Source organism: Sphingomonas sp. NFR15 (genome assembly GCF_900103265.1).
Classification (GTDB): domain Bacteria; phylum Pseudomonadota; class Alphaproteobacteria; order Sphingomonadales; family Sphingomonadaceae; genus Sphingomonas; species Sphingomonas pollutisoli.
In genome coordinates this window covers 227,382-244,785 of record NZ_FMWX01000005.1, presented here as the reverse complement: position 1 = coordinate 244,785, position 17,404 = coordinate 227,382, and the positions used below count along the sequence as shown (strand labels likewise).

General features: G+C 65.7%; 14 protein-coding genes and 2 tRNA genes. 7 read left to right on the top strand and 9 right to left on the bottom strand.

What is annotated here, in order from left to right:
- Positions 1-38: 38 nt before the first annotated feature.
- From coaD to queA, 3 genes are all read left to right on the top strand, one after another.
- On the top strand, positions 39-545 hold the full coding sequence (coaD, locus tag BLS81_RS13510; protein ID WP_093224586.1) for a pantetheine-phosphate adenylyltransferase: 507 nt from the start codon (positions 39-41) through the stop codon (positions 543-545).
- A gap of 104 nt (positions 546-649) precedes the next feature.
- Positions 650-1,366, top strand: a complete 717-nt coding sequence (locus BLS81_RS13505; RefSeq protein ID WP_093224585.1) for a peptidylprolyl isomerase — start codon at positions 650-652, stop codon at positions 1,364-1,366.
- 19 nt (positions 1,367-1,385) lie between these two features.
- A complete protein-coding gene (gene queA, locus BLS81_RS13500) occupies positions 1,386-2,441 on the top strand; it encodes a tRNA preQ1(34) S-adenosylmethionine ribosyltransferase-isomerase QueA (protein WP_093224583.1) in 1,056 nt (351 codons plus the stop codon).
- Positions 2,442-2,459: 18 nt separating this feature from the next.
- Here the strand turns inward: queA and BLS81_RS13495 are convergent.
- From BLS81_RS13495 to BLS81_RS13480, 4 genes are all read right to left on the bottom strand, one after another.
- Positions 2,460-2,544 (bottom strand) — tRNA-Leu (locus BLS81_RS13495).
- A 120-nt stretch (positions 2,545-2,664) separates the two neighbouring features.
- Positions 2,665-3,564 (bottom strand): LysR family transcriptional regulator, encoded by a 900-nt coding sequence (locus BLS81_RS13490; protein ID WP_093224582.1) that lies wholly within the window; start codon positions 3,562-3,564, stop codon positions 2,665-2,667.
- 74 nt (positions 3,565-3,638) lie between these two features.
- Positions 3,639-6,167, bottom strand: coding sequence for a TonB-dependent receptor (locus tag BLS81_RS13485; protein WP_093224580.1), 2,529 nt, complete (start codon positions 6,165-6,167; stop codon positions 3,639-3,641).
- Between the two features lie 198 nt (positions 6,168-6,365).
- On the bottom strand, positions 6,366-7,967 hold the full coding sequence (locus tag BLS81_RS13480) for a tetratricopeptide repeat-containing sulfotransferase family protein (protein ID WP_176787167.1): 1,602 nt from the start codon (positions 7,965-7,967) through the stop codon (positions 6,366-6,368).
- Between the two features lie 408 nt (positions 7,968-8,375).
- On the opposite strand from BLS81_RS13480, the gene BLS81_RS13475 reads away from it, so the two are divergent.
- Entirely contained in the window at positions 8,376-8,600 is a 225-nt protein-coding gene (locus BLS81_RS13475; RefSeq protein WP_093224579.1) for a hypothetical protein, read from the top strand.
- A gap of 45 nt (positions 8,601-8,645) precedes the next feature.
- On the opposite strand, the gene BLS81_RS13470 is transcribed toward BLS81_RS13475, so the two are convergent.
- Positions 8,646-10,058 carry a M20/M25/M40 family metallo-hydrolase gene (locus BLS81_RS13470; protein WP_093224577.1) on the bottom strand — a complete coding sequence of 471 codons (1,413 nt, stop codon included), beginning with the start codon at positions 10,056-10,058 and terminating at the stop codon, positions 8,646-8,648.
- A 44-nt stretch (positions 10,059-10,102) separates the two neighbouring features.
- The gene (locus tag BLS81_RS13465; protein WP_093224717.1) at positions 10,103-10,489 is read right to left on the bottom strand and encodes a winged helix-turn-helix domain-containing protein; all 387 of its coding nucleotides are present in this window, start codon (positions 10,487-10,489) and stop codon (positions 10,103-10,105) included.
- A 76-nt stretch (positions 10,490-10,565) separates the two neighbouring features.
- Between BLS81_RS13465 and BLS81_RS13460 the strand changes: the two genes are divergently transcribed.
- Entirely contained in the window at positions 10,566-12,617 is a 2,052-nt protein-coding gene (locus BLS81_RS13460) for an NAD(+) synthase (RefSeq protein ID WP_093224576.1), read from the top strand.
- 96 nt (positions 12,618-12,713) lie between these two features.
- On the opposite strand, the gene BLS81_RS13455 is transcribed toward BLS81_RS13460, so the two are convergent.
- Together BLS81_RS13455 and BLS81_RS13450 are read right to left on the bottom strand one after the other, a co-directional pair.
- Positions 12,714-13,046: a DUF6481 family protein gene (locus tag BLS81_RS13455; protein ID WP_093224574.1), complete on the bottom strand. Its 333-nt coding sequence runs from the start codon at positions 13,044-13,046 to the stop codon at positions 12,714-12,716.
- A 35-nt stretch (positions 13,047-13,081) separates the two neighbouring features.
- A tRNA-Ser gene (locus BLS81_RS13450) sits at positions 13,082-13,171 on the bottom strand.
- Between the two features lie 145 nt (positions 13,172-13,316).
- Here BLS81_RS13450 and hspQ point away from each other — a divergent pair.
- Positions 13,317-13,697: a heat shock protein HspQ gene (gene hspQ, locus BLS81_RS13445; RefSeq protein WP_093224573.1), complete on the top strand. Its 381-nt coding sequence runs from the start codon at positions 13,317-13,319 to the stop codon at positions 13,695-13,697.
- Between the two features lie 170 nt (positions 13,698-13,867).
- Here hspQ and BLS81_RS13440 read toward each other — a convergent pair whose 3' ends face one another.
- Positions 13,868-16,528 (bottom strand): TonB-dependent receptor plug domain-containing protein, encoded by a 2,661-nt coding sequence (locus BLS81_RS13440; protein ID WP_256326232.1) that lies wholly within the window; start codon positions 16,526-16,528, stop codon positions 13,868-13,870.
- 549 nt (positions 16,529-17,077) lie between these two features.
- On the opposite strand from BLS81_RS13440, the gene rplU reads away from it, so the two are divergent.
- A complete protein-coding gene (rplU, locus tag BLS81_RS13435) occupies positions 17,078-17,392 on the top strand; it encodes a 50S ribosomal protein L21 (protein WP_069204590.1) in 315 nt (104 codons plus the stop codon).
- Positions 17,393-17,404: the final 12 nt, after the last annotated feature.

The window sequence follows — 17,404 nt, the reverse complement described above, 5'->3', positions numbered from 1 at the left end:
CTGTCGCATCCCCTGTCCTCCTACCCACGGAGCACACCATGACTCTCCGCACTGGCGTCTATCCCGGCACATTCGATCCGATCACGCTCGGCCATATGGACATCATCCGGCGCGGCGCGAAGCTGGTCGACCGGCTCGTCATCGGTGTCACCACCAATGCGTCCAAATCGCCGATGTTCAGCCTGAACGAGCGGCTGGCGATGGTGGAGCGCGAGGTCGCGCAGATCGAAGGCGACGTCCAGGTCGTCAGCTTCGATTCGCTGCTGATGGATTTCGCCGAGCGCGAGGGCGCGCGCGTGATCGTGCGCGGCCTGCGCGCCGTCGCCGATTTCGAATATGAATATCAGATGGCGGGGATGAACCAGCAGATCAACCCGCGCATCGAGACGGTATTCCTGATGGCCGACGTATCGCTCCAGCCGATCGCCAGCCGGCTCGTCAAGGAGATCGCGCTGTACGGCGGGCCAATCGGACGGTTCGTGACGCCCACCGTGGCCGCCGAAGTGGCGGCGCGGGTGGAGAAGATCGGCCGCAAGGGTTCGTGATCGCCGCTCCGGCGCCCGGCGGACGCGCCACAGGTTCAGATTGGCGCAAGCTGGGATTTGCTCTAAGCGCTTGGCCGCACTCATCTGCCTATCGCGGGGACATAATGCGTTTTCTTGTTCGGTTCGTCGTGTTCCTGCTCGCCATGCTCGCCGGCCCCGCCTTCGCGCAGATCATCGACACCCCCATTGCCGGCCGCCCGCCCATCCCCTCGCCGACCGATCCCGAGAACCTCTGGTATCTCGACCTGTCGACCGGCGGGCGCGTCGTCATCTGGCTGCGGCCCGACGCCGCGCCGAAGATGGTCGAGCGCGTCAAGATCCTCACGCGCCAGCATTTCTATGACGGCCTGCCGTTCCACCGCGTGATCGAGGGCTTCATGGCGCAGGGCGGCGACCCCAAGGGCGACGGCACCGGTGGCTCGACGCTCCCCGATCTCAAGGCCGAGTTCAACTGGCTGCCGCACGTGCGCGGCGCGGTCTCGGCCGCGCGCGCGGAAAAGGAGGACAGCGCCAACAGCCAGTTCTTCATCGTGTTCGATCCCAAGCTGACGCTCGACAAGAAATACACGGTGTTCGGCCGCGTGATCGACGGCATGCAATATGTCGACGCGATCACGCGCGGCGAGCCACCGGCGAACCCCTCGCGGATCGTCCACGCCTATATCGCCGCCGACAATCCGCCCGCCTATGTGCCCGCCCCGCCCGCTCCCGCCGCGACGCTGTCGCCGAGCAGCCTCGGCGGCGCGTTCCTGACGCCGCGTGCGCCCGCCAAGCCGATGAGGGCGCCCGCCGCCGTCAAGCCGACAGCGAAGGCCAAGTAACGCCGCCCGGCGCACCGTCATGAAAGTCGATCTGTTCGATTTCACGCTGCCGCCCGAGCGGATCGCGCTGCGCCCGGCCAACCCGCGCGATTCGGCGCGGCTGCTGGTGCTCGATGGCGACGCGACGCGCGATCTCGCCGTCACCGATCTGCCCGGTCAGCTTCGCGCCGGCGACATGCTGGTGTTCAACGACACGCGCGTCATCCCCGCCCAACTGGAGGGGACGCGCGGCGCCTCCGGCGATGATCCGCGAGGCGGAACGGGCGCCAAGATCGGCGCGACGCTCCACAAGCGCGAGGGGCCGCGTCGCTGGCGCGCGTTCATCCGCAATGCGCGGCGCATCCGCGACGGCGAGGCGATCGACTTCGGTGGCGGCGTCGCGGCCATCGCGAGCGAACGCCAGGAGGATGGCAGCTTCGCGCTGACCTTCGCTGGCGACGAACCGGTCGAACTGCTGCTCGAACGCGCCGGCCGCATGCCGCTGCCGCCGTATATCGCCTCGAAGCGCGCCGCCGACGCTCGCGACCTCGACGATTATCAGACGATGTTCGCGGCCGAGAAAGGCGCGGTCGCCGCCCCGACCGCCGCGTTGCACTTCACGCCCGGCCTGATGGCGGCGCTCGACGCGGCCGGCATCGGCCACGCGACGCTGACGCTGCATGTCGGGGCGGGCACCTTCCTGCCGGTGAAGGCGGAGGACACCGCCGCCCACCGCATGCACACCGAATGGGGCCGCATCGACCCCGCCACCGCCGCGCGGCTCAACGCCGTGCGTGCCGCCGGGGGTCGCGTCATCGCGGTGGGCACCACCAGCCTGCGCCTGATCGAAAGCGCCGCCGACCGCGACGGCCTCATCCAGCCGTTCGAGGGCGACACGGCGATCTTCATCACGCCCGGCTATCGCTTCAAGGGCATCGACGGGCTGATGACCAACTTCCATCTGCCGCGCTCGACACTGTTCATGCTGGTCTCGGCACTGATGGGGCTGGATCGGATGAAGGCCGCCTATGCTCATGCCATCGCCGACGGCTATCGATTCTATTCCTACGGGGATGCGTCCCTGCTGCTGCCGTAACGGCTTCGGGTCCGTAAATGGTGCGGGCGGTCGGGGTCGAACCGACACTCCTTTCGGAACGGGATTTTGAGTCCCGCGCGTCTACCAATTTCACCACGCCCGCACGGCATCCGGCGAAGCCGGTCAGCGAAGGCATGCGCTATATGCAAGCGCGACTAGGATTTCCAGACCGGAATTCGCGCTGCGGACGTAAATCCGGGCGGGCGCCTGATGAGCGGCTCCGCTACCCGCGTGCGCCTTCGCGCAGCAAATCCAGTAGCAGCGCGAACGCCGGGGTCGGCTGGCGCCGGCTGGGATAATAGAGATGATAGCCCGCGAAGGGCGGACACCAATCCTCCAGCACGCGCACCAGCGCGCCGCTGGCGACATCCTCATGGACATATTGATCGGGCAGAAAGGCGATGCCGAAGCCGGCACGCGCGGCGCGCAGGATCATCGGCACATGGTTGGAGGTGAATTGCCCGTCGACCCGCAGCCGCAGATGCTGGTCGTCGCGGTCGAGCTCCCACGCATAGAGATCGCCGAGCGTGGAAAGCCGCAGGTTGATGCAGCGATGCGCGGCGAGATCCTGCGGGCTGGCGGGCGCGAGATGGCGCGCGAAATAGTCGGGCGCGCCGACCGCCGCCATGCGCAGATCCGGCCCGATCCGCACCGCGATCATGTCCGCCGCGACGCGCTCGCTCAGCCGCACTCCGGCGTCGAACCGCTCGGCGACAATATCGCGCAGGCCCGAATCGACGCTGATCTCGACCTTCACCTCGGGATAATCTGCCATCAGCGTGCGGACGGCCGGCCACAACACCGTTTCGGCGGAATGCTGGGTCGCGGTGATGCGGATCGTGCCCGCTGGCCGTTCACGCAACGCGCCGAGCGCGGAGAGTTGCCCCTCGATTTCGTCGAACGCCGGGCCGAGCTTGGCGACCAGCCGTTCGCCCGCCTCGGTCGGAGCGACGCTGCGCGTGGTGCGCGACAGCAGCCGCACACCGAGCCGCGTCTCCAGCCGGCGCACCGTATGGCTGAGCGCCGATTGCGATACGCCGAGCCGCGCGGCGGCGCGGGTGAAGCTGCGCTCCTCGGCCACGGCCAGAAAAGCGTTGAGATCGACGAGATCGTCGCGGCGCATTGATGAACCCTCATCATGAAATCAGGCGAAGGTACCGCCGGATCGTCATGAGGGAAACCGGCGATACCGCGCCGCTAGAACTTCACCCCGCCGCGCAGGCCGATGGTTCGCGGCGTGCTGGTGACGACATAGGGGCGCTGCGTACAGACACCGCAGACCTGAAAGCGTGAAAGCTGCGCGCGCTCGTCCCACAGGTTCTGCGCAAACACCTCCAGGCTGAACGTCGCCCATTCCGCGCCGACCGCGAGATCGCCGGTGGTATATTGCTTCAGCCGCCCCTGCGTCGCCGCGTAAGCGACGCGGATGTCCGACGACGCGGAACTCTGATGCGCGACGAGCATCTGCGCATAGGCTTTGGCCTCGCCCAGCGGCACGGTGTAGCGCGCGGTGCCGTTGATCTTGAAGCGCGGCGTGATCGGCAGGCGCGTGCCGGTCGGCGCGAGCACGTCGTCGCCGCTACAGGTCGAGACGGCGGTGGTGCAAAGCGTGCTGGTCGTCTTGGCATCGGCATAGGCTCCTGCCGCCGTCAACGAGAGGCCGCCGAGCGTGAGCGCCGCGTCCGCCTCGACCCCGCGGATGCGTGCGTTCGGGCCGTTGTTGATGATCGTGAAGCTGTTCGGCCCGAGGAAGCTGAACTGGAACTTGTCCCAATTCTGCTGGTAGATCGCCGCGTTTACGCGCAGCTTGCCGCCGAACAGCGTGGTCTTCGCGCCGATCTCGTAATTGGTCAGGTAATCGGGGTTGTACGGCGGGATGTCGCCGCGACGGTTGATGCCGCCGGGGCGGAAGCCGCGCGACCAGGTGCCGTAGAGCAGGAACTCCTTGCTCGGCTTCCAGGTGAGGTTGAGCTTGTGGGTGAAGCCCTGCCCGGACGCCTTGATCGGCTCGAGCCCGCGCCCGACGACGTAATTGGCGAGGTTGGTGCAAGGCCCGCCCGCCACCGCTGCCGGCAACAGCACGCGCGTCGTGCTGCTCGGCTGGTCGCCATAGCCCGTCAGCCGCAGCCCGTCGGTCGCGAAACAGCGCACCACGCCGGTGCCCGAACTGAGCGCGCCGTTATACGGCTCGGCGGTATAGCCATCGCCGGGATTGCGGCCGAAACCATAGAAGCCGATCAGTGAGTTATCGTAGATGAAGCCGCGGCCGCCGGCGGTGAAGGTCAACGTCGGCAGGATATCGAAGGAGGCTTCGCCGAAGATCGCATAATCCTTGTCGACGCGGTGTTGCTGGGTGAGCCAGAGCGTGCCGGGGTGGCCATTCACCGACAGATCGGGCGCGAGATCATCGACCTTGTAGTCTTGGTGGATGAGGTTGCTCTGCCGCTGGTAGAACAGGCCGGAGACGACACGGAAGCGCTCGTCCTGCGGCGACTGGACGCGGAATTCCTGGCTCATCTTCTTGAAATGGTCGGTGCCGACGATGCGCTGGCGCGGGTCGATCTGATTGCCCGCGGCGTTGCTGTAGTCGCCGTAATAGAAGATGCCGCCGACATTGTGGTAGATCTGGTCGTAGGCCTCGGCATAGTCGGCATAGTCGCTCGACTGCTGATCCTGCCGGTCGAGATAGGCGCCGGCATAGGTCACGTCCCAATTGCCGATCTTGCCTTCGATCGTCAGTGCCGCCTGGATGAAGCGATCGTGGCGATATTCCTGGAAGAAGCGCTGCACCTGCAGATCGCCGACCTGCGGGTCCATCGCATAGGCGCCGTGATATTTCGCCTCCTGGTAGAGAACGGTCGGCGTCGCGGTCCAACTATCGTCGAGGTCGATCTTGAGCGCGGCGCGGCCGCCCCACAAGTCGGACTCGTTATAGTCTTTCTTGACGAACGCCTTGTTGTTGACGGTGAGACCCGGCTGGCAGCCGACCCCATTGCCGTCGGCATCGTTGATGACCGCGCCGCAGAAGGTGCGCGAGCCGGGTACGTTGTCGATGAAGCCCGCATCGCGTTCGTAGAAGCCCGAGACGCGCAGCGCCATGATCGGGTTGAGCGGCGCATTGACCATCCCTTCGATCTTGCCGCCGACGCCGCCCTTGTGAACCGTGTTCACCTCGCCATCGACGCGACCGTAGAAGTGGCTCAGTTCGGGCTTGTTGGTGATGATGCGGACGGTGCCCGCTTCGGACGAAGCGCCGTAGAGCGTGCCCTGTGGACCGGCGAGGCTCTCGATGCGCGCGATATCGTAGATGTGGATGTCGAGCGTGCCGCCGATCGTGGTGATCGGCTGTTCGTCGAGATAGAAGCCGACCGAGGGCAGCGACCCCGAATGGTTGCCGTCCCCGCCGGAGGCGACGCCGCGCATGTAAACGGTGGTCGATCCCGGTTGGGTCGTCTGGAACGACACCGAAGGCAGCAACTGGGTATATTGGTTGAAGTTGCTGATGTTGAGCTGGTCGAGCTTCTTGGTGCCGATCGCCTGAATGCTGATCGGCACGCTCGACAGGCTTTCCTCACGCTTCTGCGCGGTGACGACGATGTCGCCATTGTCGGGCTGCTGATCGGCGGCAGGCGCGGACTCCGGCGCACTTTGCGCCTCGGCCAGGGCGGGAAGGAACGCCGACGACGCGAGCAATACCGACGCGACCGCGCGAACCCCGAACTTCATTCCCCATTCCCCCCAGGAAGCAAGCGTTCGCGACAGGGTGTTCCGCGCCGCAACAATCGTCAATCGGGTCCGTTACGGTTCCGGCATTTCGGCACAGACGCGTGGCAGATTTGCAACGTTATGTGTCCGGTCGTGGGACGACCATCGGTCTGCATGCGCATACCACCAGCTCGACACGCCCACGCGGGGGTGGAGGTGCTACGGCGCGACCTCGGGATAAGTGGGCAACACGTCGCCTAGCGCATCCTTGAGCGGACCGAGCCACGGATCGAACGGCAACCAGGCAGACTTGCCCTCGCTGAAGATCGGGCGCCGGACCTGTTCGGAACTGGCGGTGCGCACCGCGCGCTCGGTTTCGTGGAACGCGAGACAGGCGGGTTCGAACGCCAGCCCGCAGGCGGCGAGGAGCGCGCGGACCTGCGCCTCGGTATCGTCGACCATCGCCTCATAGAAGACGCGGTGCGGCGGGCGCGGCATCGCGGTGTCGAGATGCGCCATCAACCGTACGTAATCGCGATAATAGCGCCCCATCTCGGCGAGATCGTAGCTGAACGCCTGACCGCGCGCGAAATGCTGCTTGAAGTTGGAGAAGCAGCAGCCGAGCGGATGGCGGCGCGCGTCGATGATCGTGGCGTTGGGAAGGATGAGCCGGATCAGCCCGGCGCGAATCCAGTTGTTGGGCAGCTTGTCGATGAAGAACGGCTTGTCAGTGCGGCGCTGGACCGCCGCCCGGCGCAGGTATTCCGCGCCCAGTTCGGCGAGCCGATCGGCGGAAAGCGCGGCGGCACCGGCCGGATAGCCTTCGATGCCGCGGGCGACGGCGGGCAGATCGGGCAATTCGGACGTGCCTTCGACGAGGCTGTGGCTCGACAGGATCTGCTCGATCAAGGTCGAGCCGGCGCGCGGCATGCCGAGGATGAAGATCGGATCGGGCGCGGGATGCCCCTGCCCGGCGCGCGCGGCGAACAGATCGGGCGTGAAGGTGGCGATGCTGCGATCGACGTAGCGCTCGGTCTCGTCAGGGTCATATTGGACGGAGTGGCGCCGCAGCGCATTGCCGGCGGCATAATGCGCGAACGCGCGCCCGGCCTGGCGGCGGTCCTCATAGGCCTTGCCGAGCGCGAAATCGAGATGGAAGCGATCCTCGTCGGAGAGCTCCGGCCACGCCAGCGCCGACTCCATCGCCGCGATGTCGGCATCGTCGAACCGGATTGTCTTGAGGTTGGCGAGGCTCCACCATACCTCGCCGAGCGCCGGTGCGAGATCGAGCGCGCGACGATAGGCGGCGATGCCGTCGGCCTGCCGCCCGACCGTCTTGAGCATGTGGCCGTAGCTCATCCAGATGCGCGGCTGGTTCGGCATCTTCGCGAGCACCTGCCCGTACAGCGCGATCGCCTCGTCGAACCCGCCGAGCCGGCCGAGCGCCGCCGCCTTGAGGTTGGCGTGGCCGGGATGATCGGGTTCGTCGATCGTGACGAGATCGAGCTGCTCGATCGCCTCGACCGGACGGTTGAGCCGGTGGAGCACGACCGCGAGGTTGGCGCGCGCGGCGGTGAAGCCCGGCGCCAGTTCGAGCGCGCGGCGCAGCAGCGCCTCTGCGTCACGGTAGCGCCCGATCCGCCCGGCGAGTTCCGCCATCATGCGGATCGCCGCGACATCGAACGGATCTTCCTTGAGGTGCGCGCGGAGCCTTGGCTCGGCATCGGCCAACCGATTGTCGTGCAGGGCGAGCGCCGCCTCGACGAGACGCCGTGGCCAGCGCGCGTTGGTCGGTTCGGCGGCGTTGAGATCGGGCATCATCGCGCGCGATCCTAGCCGCTAACGGCGGGCGTCGGCCAGCCTGATCGCGCGGCTGCGACTCGGGTTGCGAATCCCCGATCGCGGTGGGGGCGGTGAGTCGGCAAAGCACGCGACTCGCTCCCGACACGCTCAGAGCGGCCAAGCGAGCCGTCGACGAGACGAACCGAAAATAAATATATCGCTCGGGTGTGGCAGCGCAAAATGGGTAGGGGGGCTCAGGCTCGCTCCGAAATCGCCGTAATCGGCTGTTTCAAAGCGAAGAAAGCCTGACACAGGTACTTAACCTCATCCTTTACGCTGCACCGCAATAAAAGTGAGCAAAAGCAGCACCTTCTCCGTAGATTGACGGGCGATCTCGCTCAGTACAGATTTCGAACTGTAATGATATCCACCCCCAAGGTCGCTCCAATGAAATATCTCAACAGCTCCAATTCGGCTGAATATTCCTCGCTCCCCGCCCGGATCACCCGCCGTGCGCGCCGCTCGGTCTGGACCTCCGCGCCCGTCGCCACTTCGGAGTCCGCGTTCGACCTCAGCCATGAGACCGAGGTGGTGCGCGCGCTTTCGCTCGCGGTGCCGATTTCGCTGTTGCTGTGGGCGCCGCTGATCTGGTTGGCGGCGAACTGCCTCTAGGCGCTGGCGCGGGCGCAACGGCAAGCCGCGCGCCCGCCCCTGCCGCTACTTGGACAGATCGGTGAACACCGAGAGATAATAGCGGATCGACGGCGCGATGTTGGCGATCGGCGTGCGCTCGTTCAGGCCGTGGCTGAATTCGTCCGACGCCTTGATGAACACTGGGCTGGCGCCGTAACTGTCCACGCCCTTGGCGCGGAACCACATGCTGTCGCTCGCCCCTGACGACTGGCTCGGAAACACCGGCACACCGGGATAGACCTGCCCCATCGCCTTCGTCACCGCCCGAACGAAATCGGCGCGCATCGGCGAGGCCGGCGTGGCGACCGAGCCTTCCGTCACGTCCTTGAACGTCACCGCCGGATCAGCGGCGACGCGTGCCAGTTCGGCCATAATGTCGGCGGGCTTGTGGCCGGGAAAGATGCGGCAGTTGATGTTGGCGGTGGCGCGCTGCGGCAGCGCGTTTTCGGCATGACCGCCGCTCACGAGGGTCGCGACACAGGTCGTGCCGATCTTACCGATCGTCGCGGGGTTGGCGGTGAGCGTCGCGATCGCGCCCCTGTCGGCCGGATTGGCCGCGAAGGCGCGCATCGCCGCGGCGGTTTCGGGGCTCTCGTAGCGCGCCGCCTGGACGAAATAGGCGCGCGTCAGATCGCTGACCTCGGGCTTGAACTGATACTGGCCGATCCGCACCAGCGCGACGGCGAGCTGGTTGATCGCATTGTCCTTGCGCGGCGCCGAGGAATGCCCGCCCGGATTGGTGACGGTGAGCTGGAAATCGGCATAGCTCTTCTCGGCGCCCTGCCAGGTGAAATAGAGCGGCTTGCCGGTCTTTTCGTCGAGCGCGCCGCCACCGCCGTCGATGTTGAGCACGATATCGGCGTTGGCGAGCTTGCCGGCGATGATCTCGCTGGTCTTCATCACCGTTTCCTCGTCGCCCGAGAATTCGATGACGATGTCACGGCGCGGCCGATAGCCTTCGCGCTTCAGCTCGAGCAGGGCGGCGATCGCGATCGTGCCATCGAGCTTCATGTCGGTGGCGCCGCGCCCGAACAGATAGCCGTTCTCGACGACGGGCGTGAACGGATCGCGCTGCCAGTCGGCGGGCTTGGCCTCGACCACGTCCATATGCCCCGAGATGACGAGCGGCTTGGCCTTGCGGTCGCTGCCCGGCCAGCGCGCGATCATGTACGCGGTGTCGTCGACCGGGGTGATCTCGACATCGTCGGCCTTGAGGCCGCCCGCGACGAGTTGCTCTTTCAGATAGGCGAGGAGTTGCGGGGTCTGGTTGCCGGGGCCCCGCACCGAGCGGAAGGCGATCGCCTTCTTGGCCATGTCGAGCGCCTGCGCCTCGGCGACCGGGTGTGCCCCCGCCCCGACCTGCGCCCTCGCCGGGGCGAGTGCCGTCGCCGCCATCATCGAAACCACCGCCACGCCGCGCACTACCGCCACCCGCATTCTCCCTGTCGAAGCGGTGCAAGCTATGCGCCTGCCGCGGCGCGTCAATCGGAAAGCGGCGCCGCGGGCGGGAGCGGCTCGGCACGCAGCAGCGCGTCGAGGTCCGCGAGCGTTTGCCCGCAGGCGGCATCGGCGAGCGCGGTCTCCAGCGCGCGATAGGCGGCCAGAACCGTGGCGCCGGTTTCGGTGAGCCGCGCGCCGCGCGCCTTGCCGCCGCCGGGCATGGTCTCGACCAGCCGGTCGCGCCAGCAGCGGTTCATCTCATCGACGAGCAGCCAGGTACGGCGATAGCTCATCCCCATCGCGCGACCAGCGGCGGAGATCGACCCCTCGCGCGCGATCGCCTCGAGCAGATCGGCCTTGCCCGGCCCCATCGCCAGCGCCTCGCCGCAGTAAAGCTGCGCTTTCAGCTTGAGCGCGCCGATCCTCATCCGTGGCTCCATTCCCCGCGCCGCGACGTTTAGCACGCGTGGCAATCATGCGCGAAGGCGTTTAGGACGCGACCCTATGGCGAATACACATCCGTTTCTTTCGATCCACCGTCATCAGATGATCCGCGCGGGCGCCTGCACGCCGCGGGCAAGCGTCGGCGATCCCGCCGCCAACGCCGACGCGACGATCGCACTCGCCCGCGCGGGGGATGCCGAGGGCGCGGACCTGCTCGTCTTCCCCGAACTGAACGTCACCTCCTATGCGATCGACGATCTGCATTTGCAGGACGCGCTCCAGCGGGCCACCGATGCGGCGCTGGCGACGATCGTCGCGGCGAGCGCGACGCTGCGCCCCGTGCTGATCGTGGGCGCGGCGCTGGTGCGCGACGCCCGGCTGTACAATTGCGCAATCGTGATCGCGCGCGGGCGCGTGCTGGGGGTGGTGCCGAAGACGTTCCTGCCCAATTACCGCGAATATTATGAGAAGCGCTGGTTTGCGAGCGGGGCCGGTCTTACCGGGCTGGAGATCGCGGTCGCCGGACAGACCGCGCCGTTCGGCACCGACCTGATCTTCGCCGCGAGCGACCTGCCGCATTTCCTGTTCCATGCCGAGATCTGCGAGGATTATTGGGCACCCACCCCGCCCTCCACGATGGGTGCGCTCGCGGGCGCGCTGATCTGCTGCAACCTTTCCGCCTCGAACATCGTGATCGGCAAGGCGCGCGAGCGCGCGATGCTATGCGCCTCGCAAAGCGCGCGCGCGGTGTGCGGTTACGTCTATTCGGCCGCCGGGCCGGGCGAAAGCACCACCGATCTCGCCTGGGACGGCCAAGGCATGATCCACGAACTCGGCGAACTGCTGGTCGAATCGGCGCGTTTCGCGGCGGCGGACGGGGCGGTCTATGCCGATATCGACTGCGGGCGGCTGATCCAGGAACGGTTGCGCGCGCCGACCTTCAACGATTCGAGCCTTCTCGCCGGCCGGCCCGAGGCGCGTTTCCGGCGGATCGGGTTCGAGCATCGCCCTGACTACGCGGACGTGGGCTCGCGGCGCGAGATCCGGCGTTTTCCGTTCGTGCCGAACACGCCCGAGCGGCTCGACGAGGATTGTTACGAGGCGTTCAACATCCAGGTGCAAGGGATCGCCAAGCGACTGGAGGCAGCCAGGGCGCAGCGGCTTGTCATCGGCATTTCGGGCGGGCTCGATTCGACGCACGCACTGATCGTCGCCGCCAAGGCGCTCGAGCGGCTCGGGCGGCCACGCACCGACATCCTTGGCTATACGATGCCCGGCTTCGCCACGAGCGAGGGCACCAAGGGCAACGCCTGGGCGCTGATGCGCGCGCTCGGCATCACCGCTCAGGAGATCGATATTCGCCCGGCCGCGCATCAGATGCTCGGCGATCTCGGCCATCCGTTCGCGCAAGGGCAGCCGGTGTATGACGTGACCTTCGAGAACGTGCAGGCGGGCTTGCGCACCGATTATCTGTTCCGGCTCGCCAACCACAACAACGGGCTGGTGGTCGGCACCGGCGATTTGTCCGAACTGGCGCTGGGCTGGTGTACCTACGGCGTGGGCGACCAGATGAGCCACTATGCCGTCAACGCCGGCGTGCCCAAGACGCTAATCCAATTCCTGATCCGCTGGTGCATCGCGAGCAACCAGTTCGACGCGCAGACCGATACGGTGCTGGCGGCGATCCTCGATACCGAGATTTCCCCCGAACTGGTGCCGGCGGGCGCGGACGGCGCGATCCAGAGCACCGAATCGAAGATCGGGCCATATGCGCTCAACGACTTCTTCACGCATTATGCCGTGCGGCACGGCATGGCGCCTTCGAAGATCGCCTTCCTCGCGTGGCACGCGTGGCGCGACGCGGCGGCCGGGCGCTGGCCGCGCGACGTACCAGAGGCAGCACGCGTGGCGTATGATCTCCCGACGATTCGCGAATGGCTGGAGAAGTTTCTCGTCCGCTTTTTCGCGACCAGCCAGTTCAAACGCTCAGCGATTCCTAACGGGCCGAAGGTCTCGGCGGGCGGCGCCTTGTCGCCACGCGGCGATTGGCGCGCGCCATCGGACGGAACCGCGGCAGTGTGGCTCAAAGAACTGGCGGACGCGCTGCCCTAACCACGTCGTCCGGCGAAGGCCGGGCCGCTGCGTGGCTGGTCCGACGGCTCGCCCAGCAACGAGCCGGCCCCGGCCTTCGCCGGGGCGACGACAGGGTTATTTCTTGCGAGCTTTCCGCGCCGCGTACTTCGCGTCGCGCGCGGCCTTTTTCTCGGCCTCAGTCATCTGCGCCTTCTTGGCGGCTTCCTCGATCGCGCGCTTGGCCTCTTCCGCCTTGGCGATCTTGTCGAGCTTGGCCTGTTCGATCGCGGCCTTCTTCTCGGCGCGCTTCTGCGCCTCGGCGGCTTCCTTCGCCTCGCGGGCGGCGATGCGTTCGGCAACGACGGCCGGATCGAGCACCGGCTTGGCTTTCAGTTTCTCAAGCGCACGCTGCTTCGCGTCGGCGGAAAGCGCGGCGCGATCCCGGAAAGTCGGTTCCTTATAGGCCATGCGGCGGTCTTACGATCCTATGTGACGAAAGGAAATGGCGGAGAGGGTGGGATTCGAACCCACGGTGAGCTTGCACCCACGCCGCATTTCGAGTGCGGTACATTCGACCACTCTGCCACCTCTCCGCGAGGTCTTATGATGCGCGTTCGCGGCAAACCGCGAACCCGCACCGGTCGGTGAGCGGGCGCCTCTAACGCAACACCGTTCAGGATACAAGACCGATCGTCGCTATCTTCTTGTGCGCCCGCGAACACGCCCTAGATTGGCATCATGCACCGCACCACCCTTTCGGTTCCGCCGTTCGATTCGGCGACTCCCCTGCCCCCGGTCGCGCATGCCCGCTTCGCCATCGGCGATGTCGTGCGCCACCGCAGCTTCGATTTCCGCGGCGTGATCTTCGATGTCGATCCGATCTTCGCCAACAGCGACGAGTGGTACGAATCGATCCCCGAGAGCGTACGCCCGCGCAAGGACCAGCCGTTTTACCATCTGCTCGCCGAAAATATGGAGTCGACCTACGTCGCTTATGTCAGCCAGCAGAATCTGGTGGCGGACGATACCGACGAACCGGTCGACCACCCCGCGATTCCGGGGCTGTTCACCGACTTCGCCGACGGCCGCTATACGCTCCGGCGCGAGCATCGGCATTGATGCGTCGCGATTGTGGCCATCGACTGATTCCATCAGGGCGCGCCGTTCTCGGTCGGCCGCGGCGACATCGCGGGACCGAAAACACGCGCAGGCACCACATAGCCGCCGTTTGATATCAAGACGGGATCTTCGCGAAAGCGGGCCGCCGTCGCGGCGGCCCGCCCACCACATCACCAGGTCAGGTTCAACCGCGCGTAATAATAGCCGCCATTGATGCCGAACGGCGAGAACAGCGGATATTTGTCGGTCGAATAGCCGCGTTCGTTGTTCTTCAACTCGGCGTCGCGGATGAGCGCCTTGCTGCGCTGGGTCGGATATTTGTTGAACAGATTGTTCGCGCCGAACGAGATCTTGATAGGCTTCGCGATCTGGTAGCCGACCTCCAGATCGGTGAGGAACGAGTCTTTCACCGGCACCTTGAACAGCGAGCCGGCGGCGATGTTGCCCACCGTGGTGCGCGCCGTTTCAAGCGCATAGACCTCCGAATAAAAGCTCTCGCGCAGATTCACGCTGAAGCCGCCGAGCTGCCAATAGCCGTTGAGCGTGCCACGGAATTTCGGCGTGCTGTTTTCGAGCTGCGTCACGTCGCTGGTGGCGATGAGCTGCGTCAGACCCGGGTTCTGCGTGCTCGAATAGAGCGCGGAAGGCAGCGGGTTGATCTTGAGCACCTTGTTTTCGTTGTAATTGCCGGTGAACGTCAGATCGAGGCTGCCGAAATCCCCGAGATCGAACGGATAGTTGATGACCATGTCGACGCCGCGTGTGCGCATCTTCACGCCGTTGACGAAGCTCTGCACGGCGACGGTGCCGTCGGTCGCGCGATCGACGCCGTTGGGGGCGTACAGCACATAGACTGGGATCGCGGTCGCCTGCGCCAGCGAGGTCAAGTTGCCGCTTCCGCCGAGCGCGGTGTTGACCGCCGAGAGCACGGCGAGCTGGTTGTTGATGTTGTACAGATCCTGATCGAACGGGAGGCAAGCGGCGGCGTTCGAACCGTTATACCCCTGCGGGCAGCGGTTGCCGGTGAAGCCCGCGAAACCCGACGAGATCATGATGCGGTTGCGGATCGTGATCTGATAGGCATCGACCGTCATGCTGAGCTTCGGCACGGGATGGAAGACGAAGCCCGCGCTGAAGTTGGTCGATTTTTCAGGTTTCAGCCCGCCGAAGCCGAGCGAGGCGGCGCCCGCCGAGGACGGCGGCAGCACGCCGCTGATCGAACTCGGGCCGACGTTGAGGCCGGAGTAGCCGCCTTCCGCGAGCGTCGGCGCGCGGAAGCCGGTGCTGACCGTGCCGCGTAGCGCGAACGCCGCCGAAAAGTCGTAGCGGGTGGTCAGCTTGAAGACGGTGGTGTCGCCGAAATCGCTGTAATGCTCGTGGCGGACGGCGCCGTCGATCAACCAGGCGTCGATCGGCTTGACGCTGACATCGAGATATTGCGAGAAGTTGTCGCGCTTGTACTTGCCGGCGTCCTTGGGGCTGTAGCCGAAGAACGATTGCGTGCCGCCGCCGTAATAAGACGCCGGATCACCCGCGCGGATGCCATATTCCTCGTGGCGGAATTCGAGACCGCCCGCGACGTTGATCGGGCCGGCGAGGCCGATGTCGAAGGGGTGCGTCAGGTCGAGCGTGTTGGTCCACTGGGTGTTGTAGAACGAACCGTCGTGGATGTTGGTCGGCGTGTAGCCGGTATCGCGATAGAGCTGGGCGTTGGCGGTGTTGATGATATCGACGCTGATATCGTCGTTGCCGTATGTGCTCGCGATATCGAAGGTCGTGTCGCCCACGCTGCCGCTGAAGCCGCCGGTGAACGAGTAATCGGTCTCGTCGATCGTCTCCTGCGGCTGGAAGCCGCCGGGATAGAAGGGCACGCCGGCCACGCCGCCGGCCGCCGTGGTGCCGGCGCCGCTCACCACCGTCGTCGGCGGGCGCGTGTTCTCATAAGCCTTGGCCTTCTTGTGGCCGTAGCTGCCGAAGCTGTAGAGCTTGAAATCGCCGAATTCGTAGCCGGCATTGTAGCTGACGACGGTCTGTTCGATCTTCGGATCGCCGATGATCCGGTTGGTGTACGGATAGCCCGGCAGATCCTTGATCGCCGGATATTTGGTCGAGAGGCTGGTCGCCTGCGGGTTGATGTCGCCGCGGAAGCTGTAATTCTTGTATTTCTTCTGCGCCGCGACGTTGAAATAGGCGCCGTCGAATGGCGCGATGCCGATATTGCCGCCGACCGCATAGGTCTGGCCACCTTCATCGTAATATTTGCCGCCGGTCGCGTCGAGCGAGCCGCCGTGGTCCGATTTCTTCTGGATGAAGTTGATGACGCCAGCGATCGCGTCCGTGCCGTATTGTGCGGCGGCGCCATCCTGCAACACTTCGACGTGGTCGATCGATTCGGGAACGATGAAGCTGATGTCGGGCGCGGCGCTGCCGCCGAAGGGGCCGCCCGCGACCGACACGTTGGCGGTACCGTGGCGGCGCTTGCCATTGACGAGGATCAGCGTGTGATTGGGGCTGAGACCGCGCAGCTTCATCTGCAGCGTGTGCGCCTGAAGATCGCTGCCGAACGATTGCGCCTGGATAGAGGGCAATTGCTGGGCGAGGCTTTGCAACAGATCGGGCGAGCCGGTGTGCGAGAGCGCGTCCGCGCCCAGGATCTGGATCGGCGCGGGGCTGTCCGCCGCGCGCATGCCGGTGGTACGCGTGCCGGTCACGATGATGTCGGTGCCGCCCTCCTCGGCCTGCGGCGCGGGATCGGCCAGCGGCGCCGGTGCCGGCTCGGTTGCGGCGAGCACGGGTACGCTCCAGGCGCTGGCGACGGCCAGCGCGAACAACGAAATCGAGTTCCTTACCATTGATCTCAGTCCCCCAGGTGAATCCGTAACAATCAGACATCCGCTCCCAGTATTTTCCCCTACCTGTCTGTAACCGCCGGCTTGCTTGACCGTATCGGTTCCGACCGGACGCACGCACGCCTCCCTGCCGCAAAGCAGCATTCAAAGACGTACGACGCTTGACCTTACACCCCTTCGACGAGCCAGCCTGATTACGGAGCGACTCGCCTGCCGGACTTACCGCCCCGGACCGGAGACTTGCCCCGGCGGTATGCGAACCCTGCCGACGACATGAAGACGCCATAACCTTCCCCGCATTGCAACATAAACTTCATGTCTGAACGCGACTATCGTCAGGAAACTCGTTTTCGTGTTGATGTGGTGCATCGATGCAACGCTTTCGCGCGCGCGGCTTACCGCGTTCCGGGCTACGCATCGGCGCGCGCTTCTGCGGTTGACAGCGGAGCCACCTTCGCATAGCTGGCGGCTCTTTCCCGCGCCGGGCATGCCTGAGCGTGGGACACCGCTGTTTTGAAAGTGATGAGGGCCATGTTCGCAATCGTGCGCACGGGCGGCAAGCAATACCGGGTTGCCGCTGGAGACAAGATCGTCGTCGAGAAGCTCGACGGCGAAGCCGGTTCGTCGATTACGCTCGGCGACATCCTGCTCGCGGGCGAAGGCTCGGAGCTGAAGTCGGTCGAGGGGCTGACGGTCTCCGCCGAAATCATCGCGCAGGCGAAGGCCGAGAAGGTCATCGTCTTCAAGAAGCGTCGTCGTCACAACTATCGCCGCAAGAACGGGCATCGTCAGCAGCACACGATCCTGAAGATCACCGCCATCGGCGGCGAGTCGGCGCAGGCGTAAGGAGTCTCACGA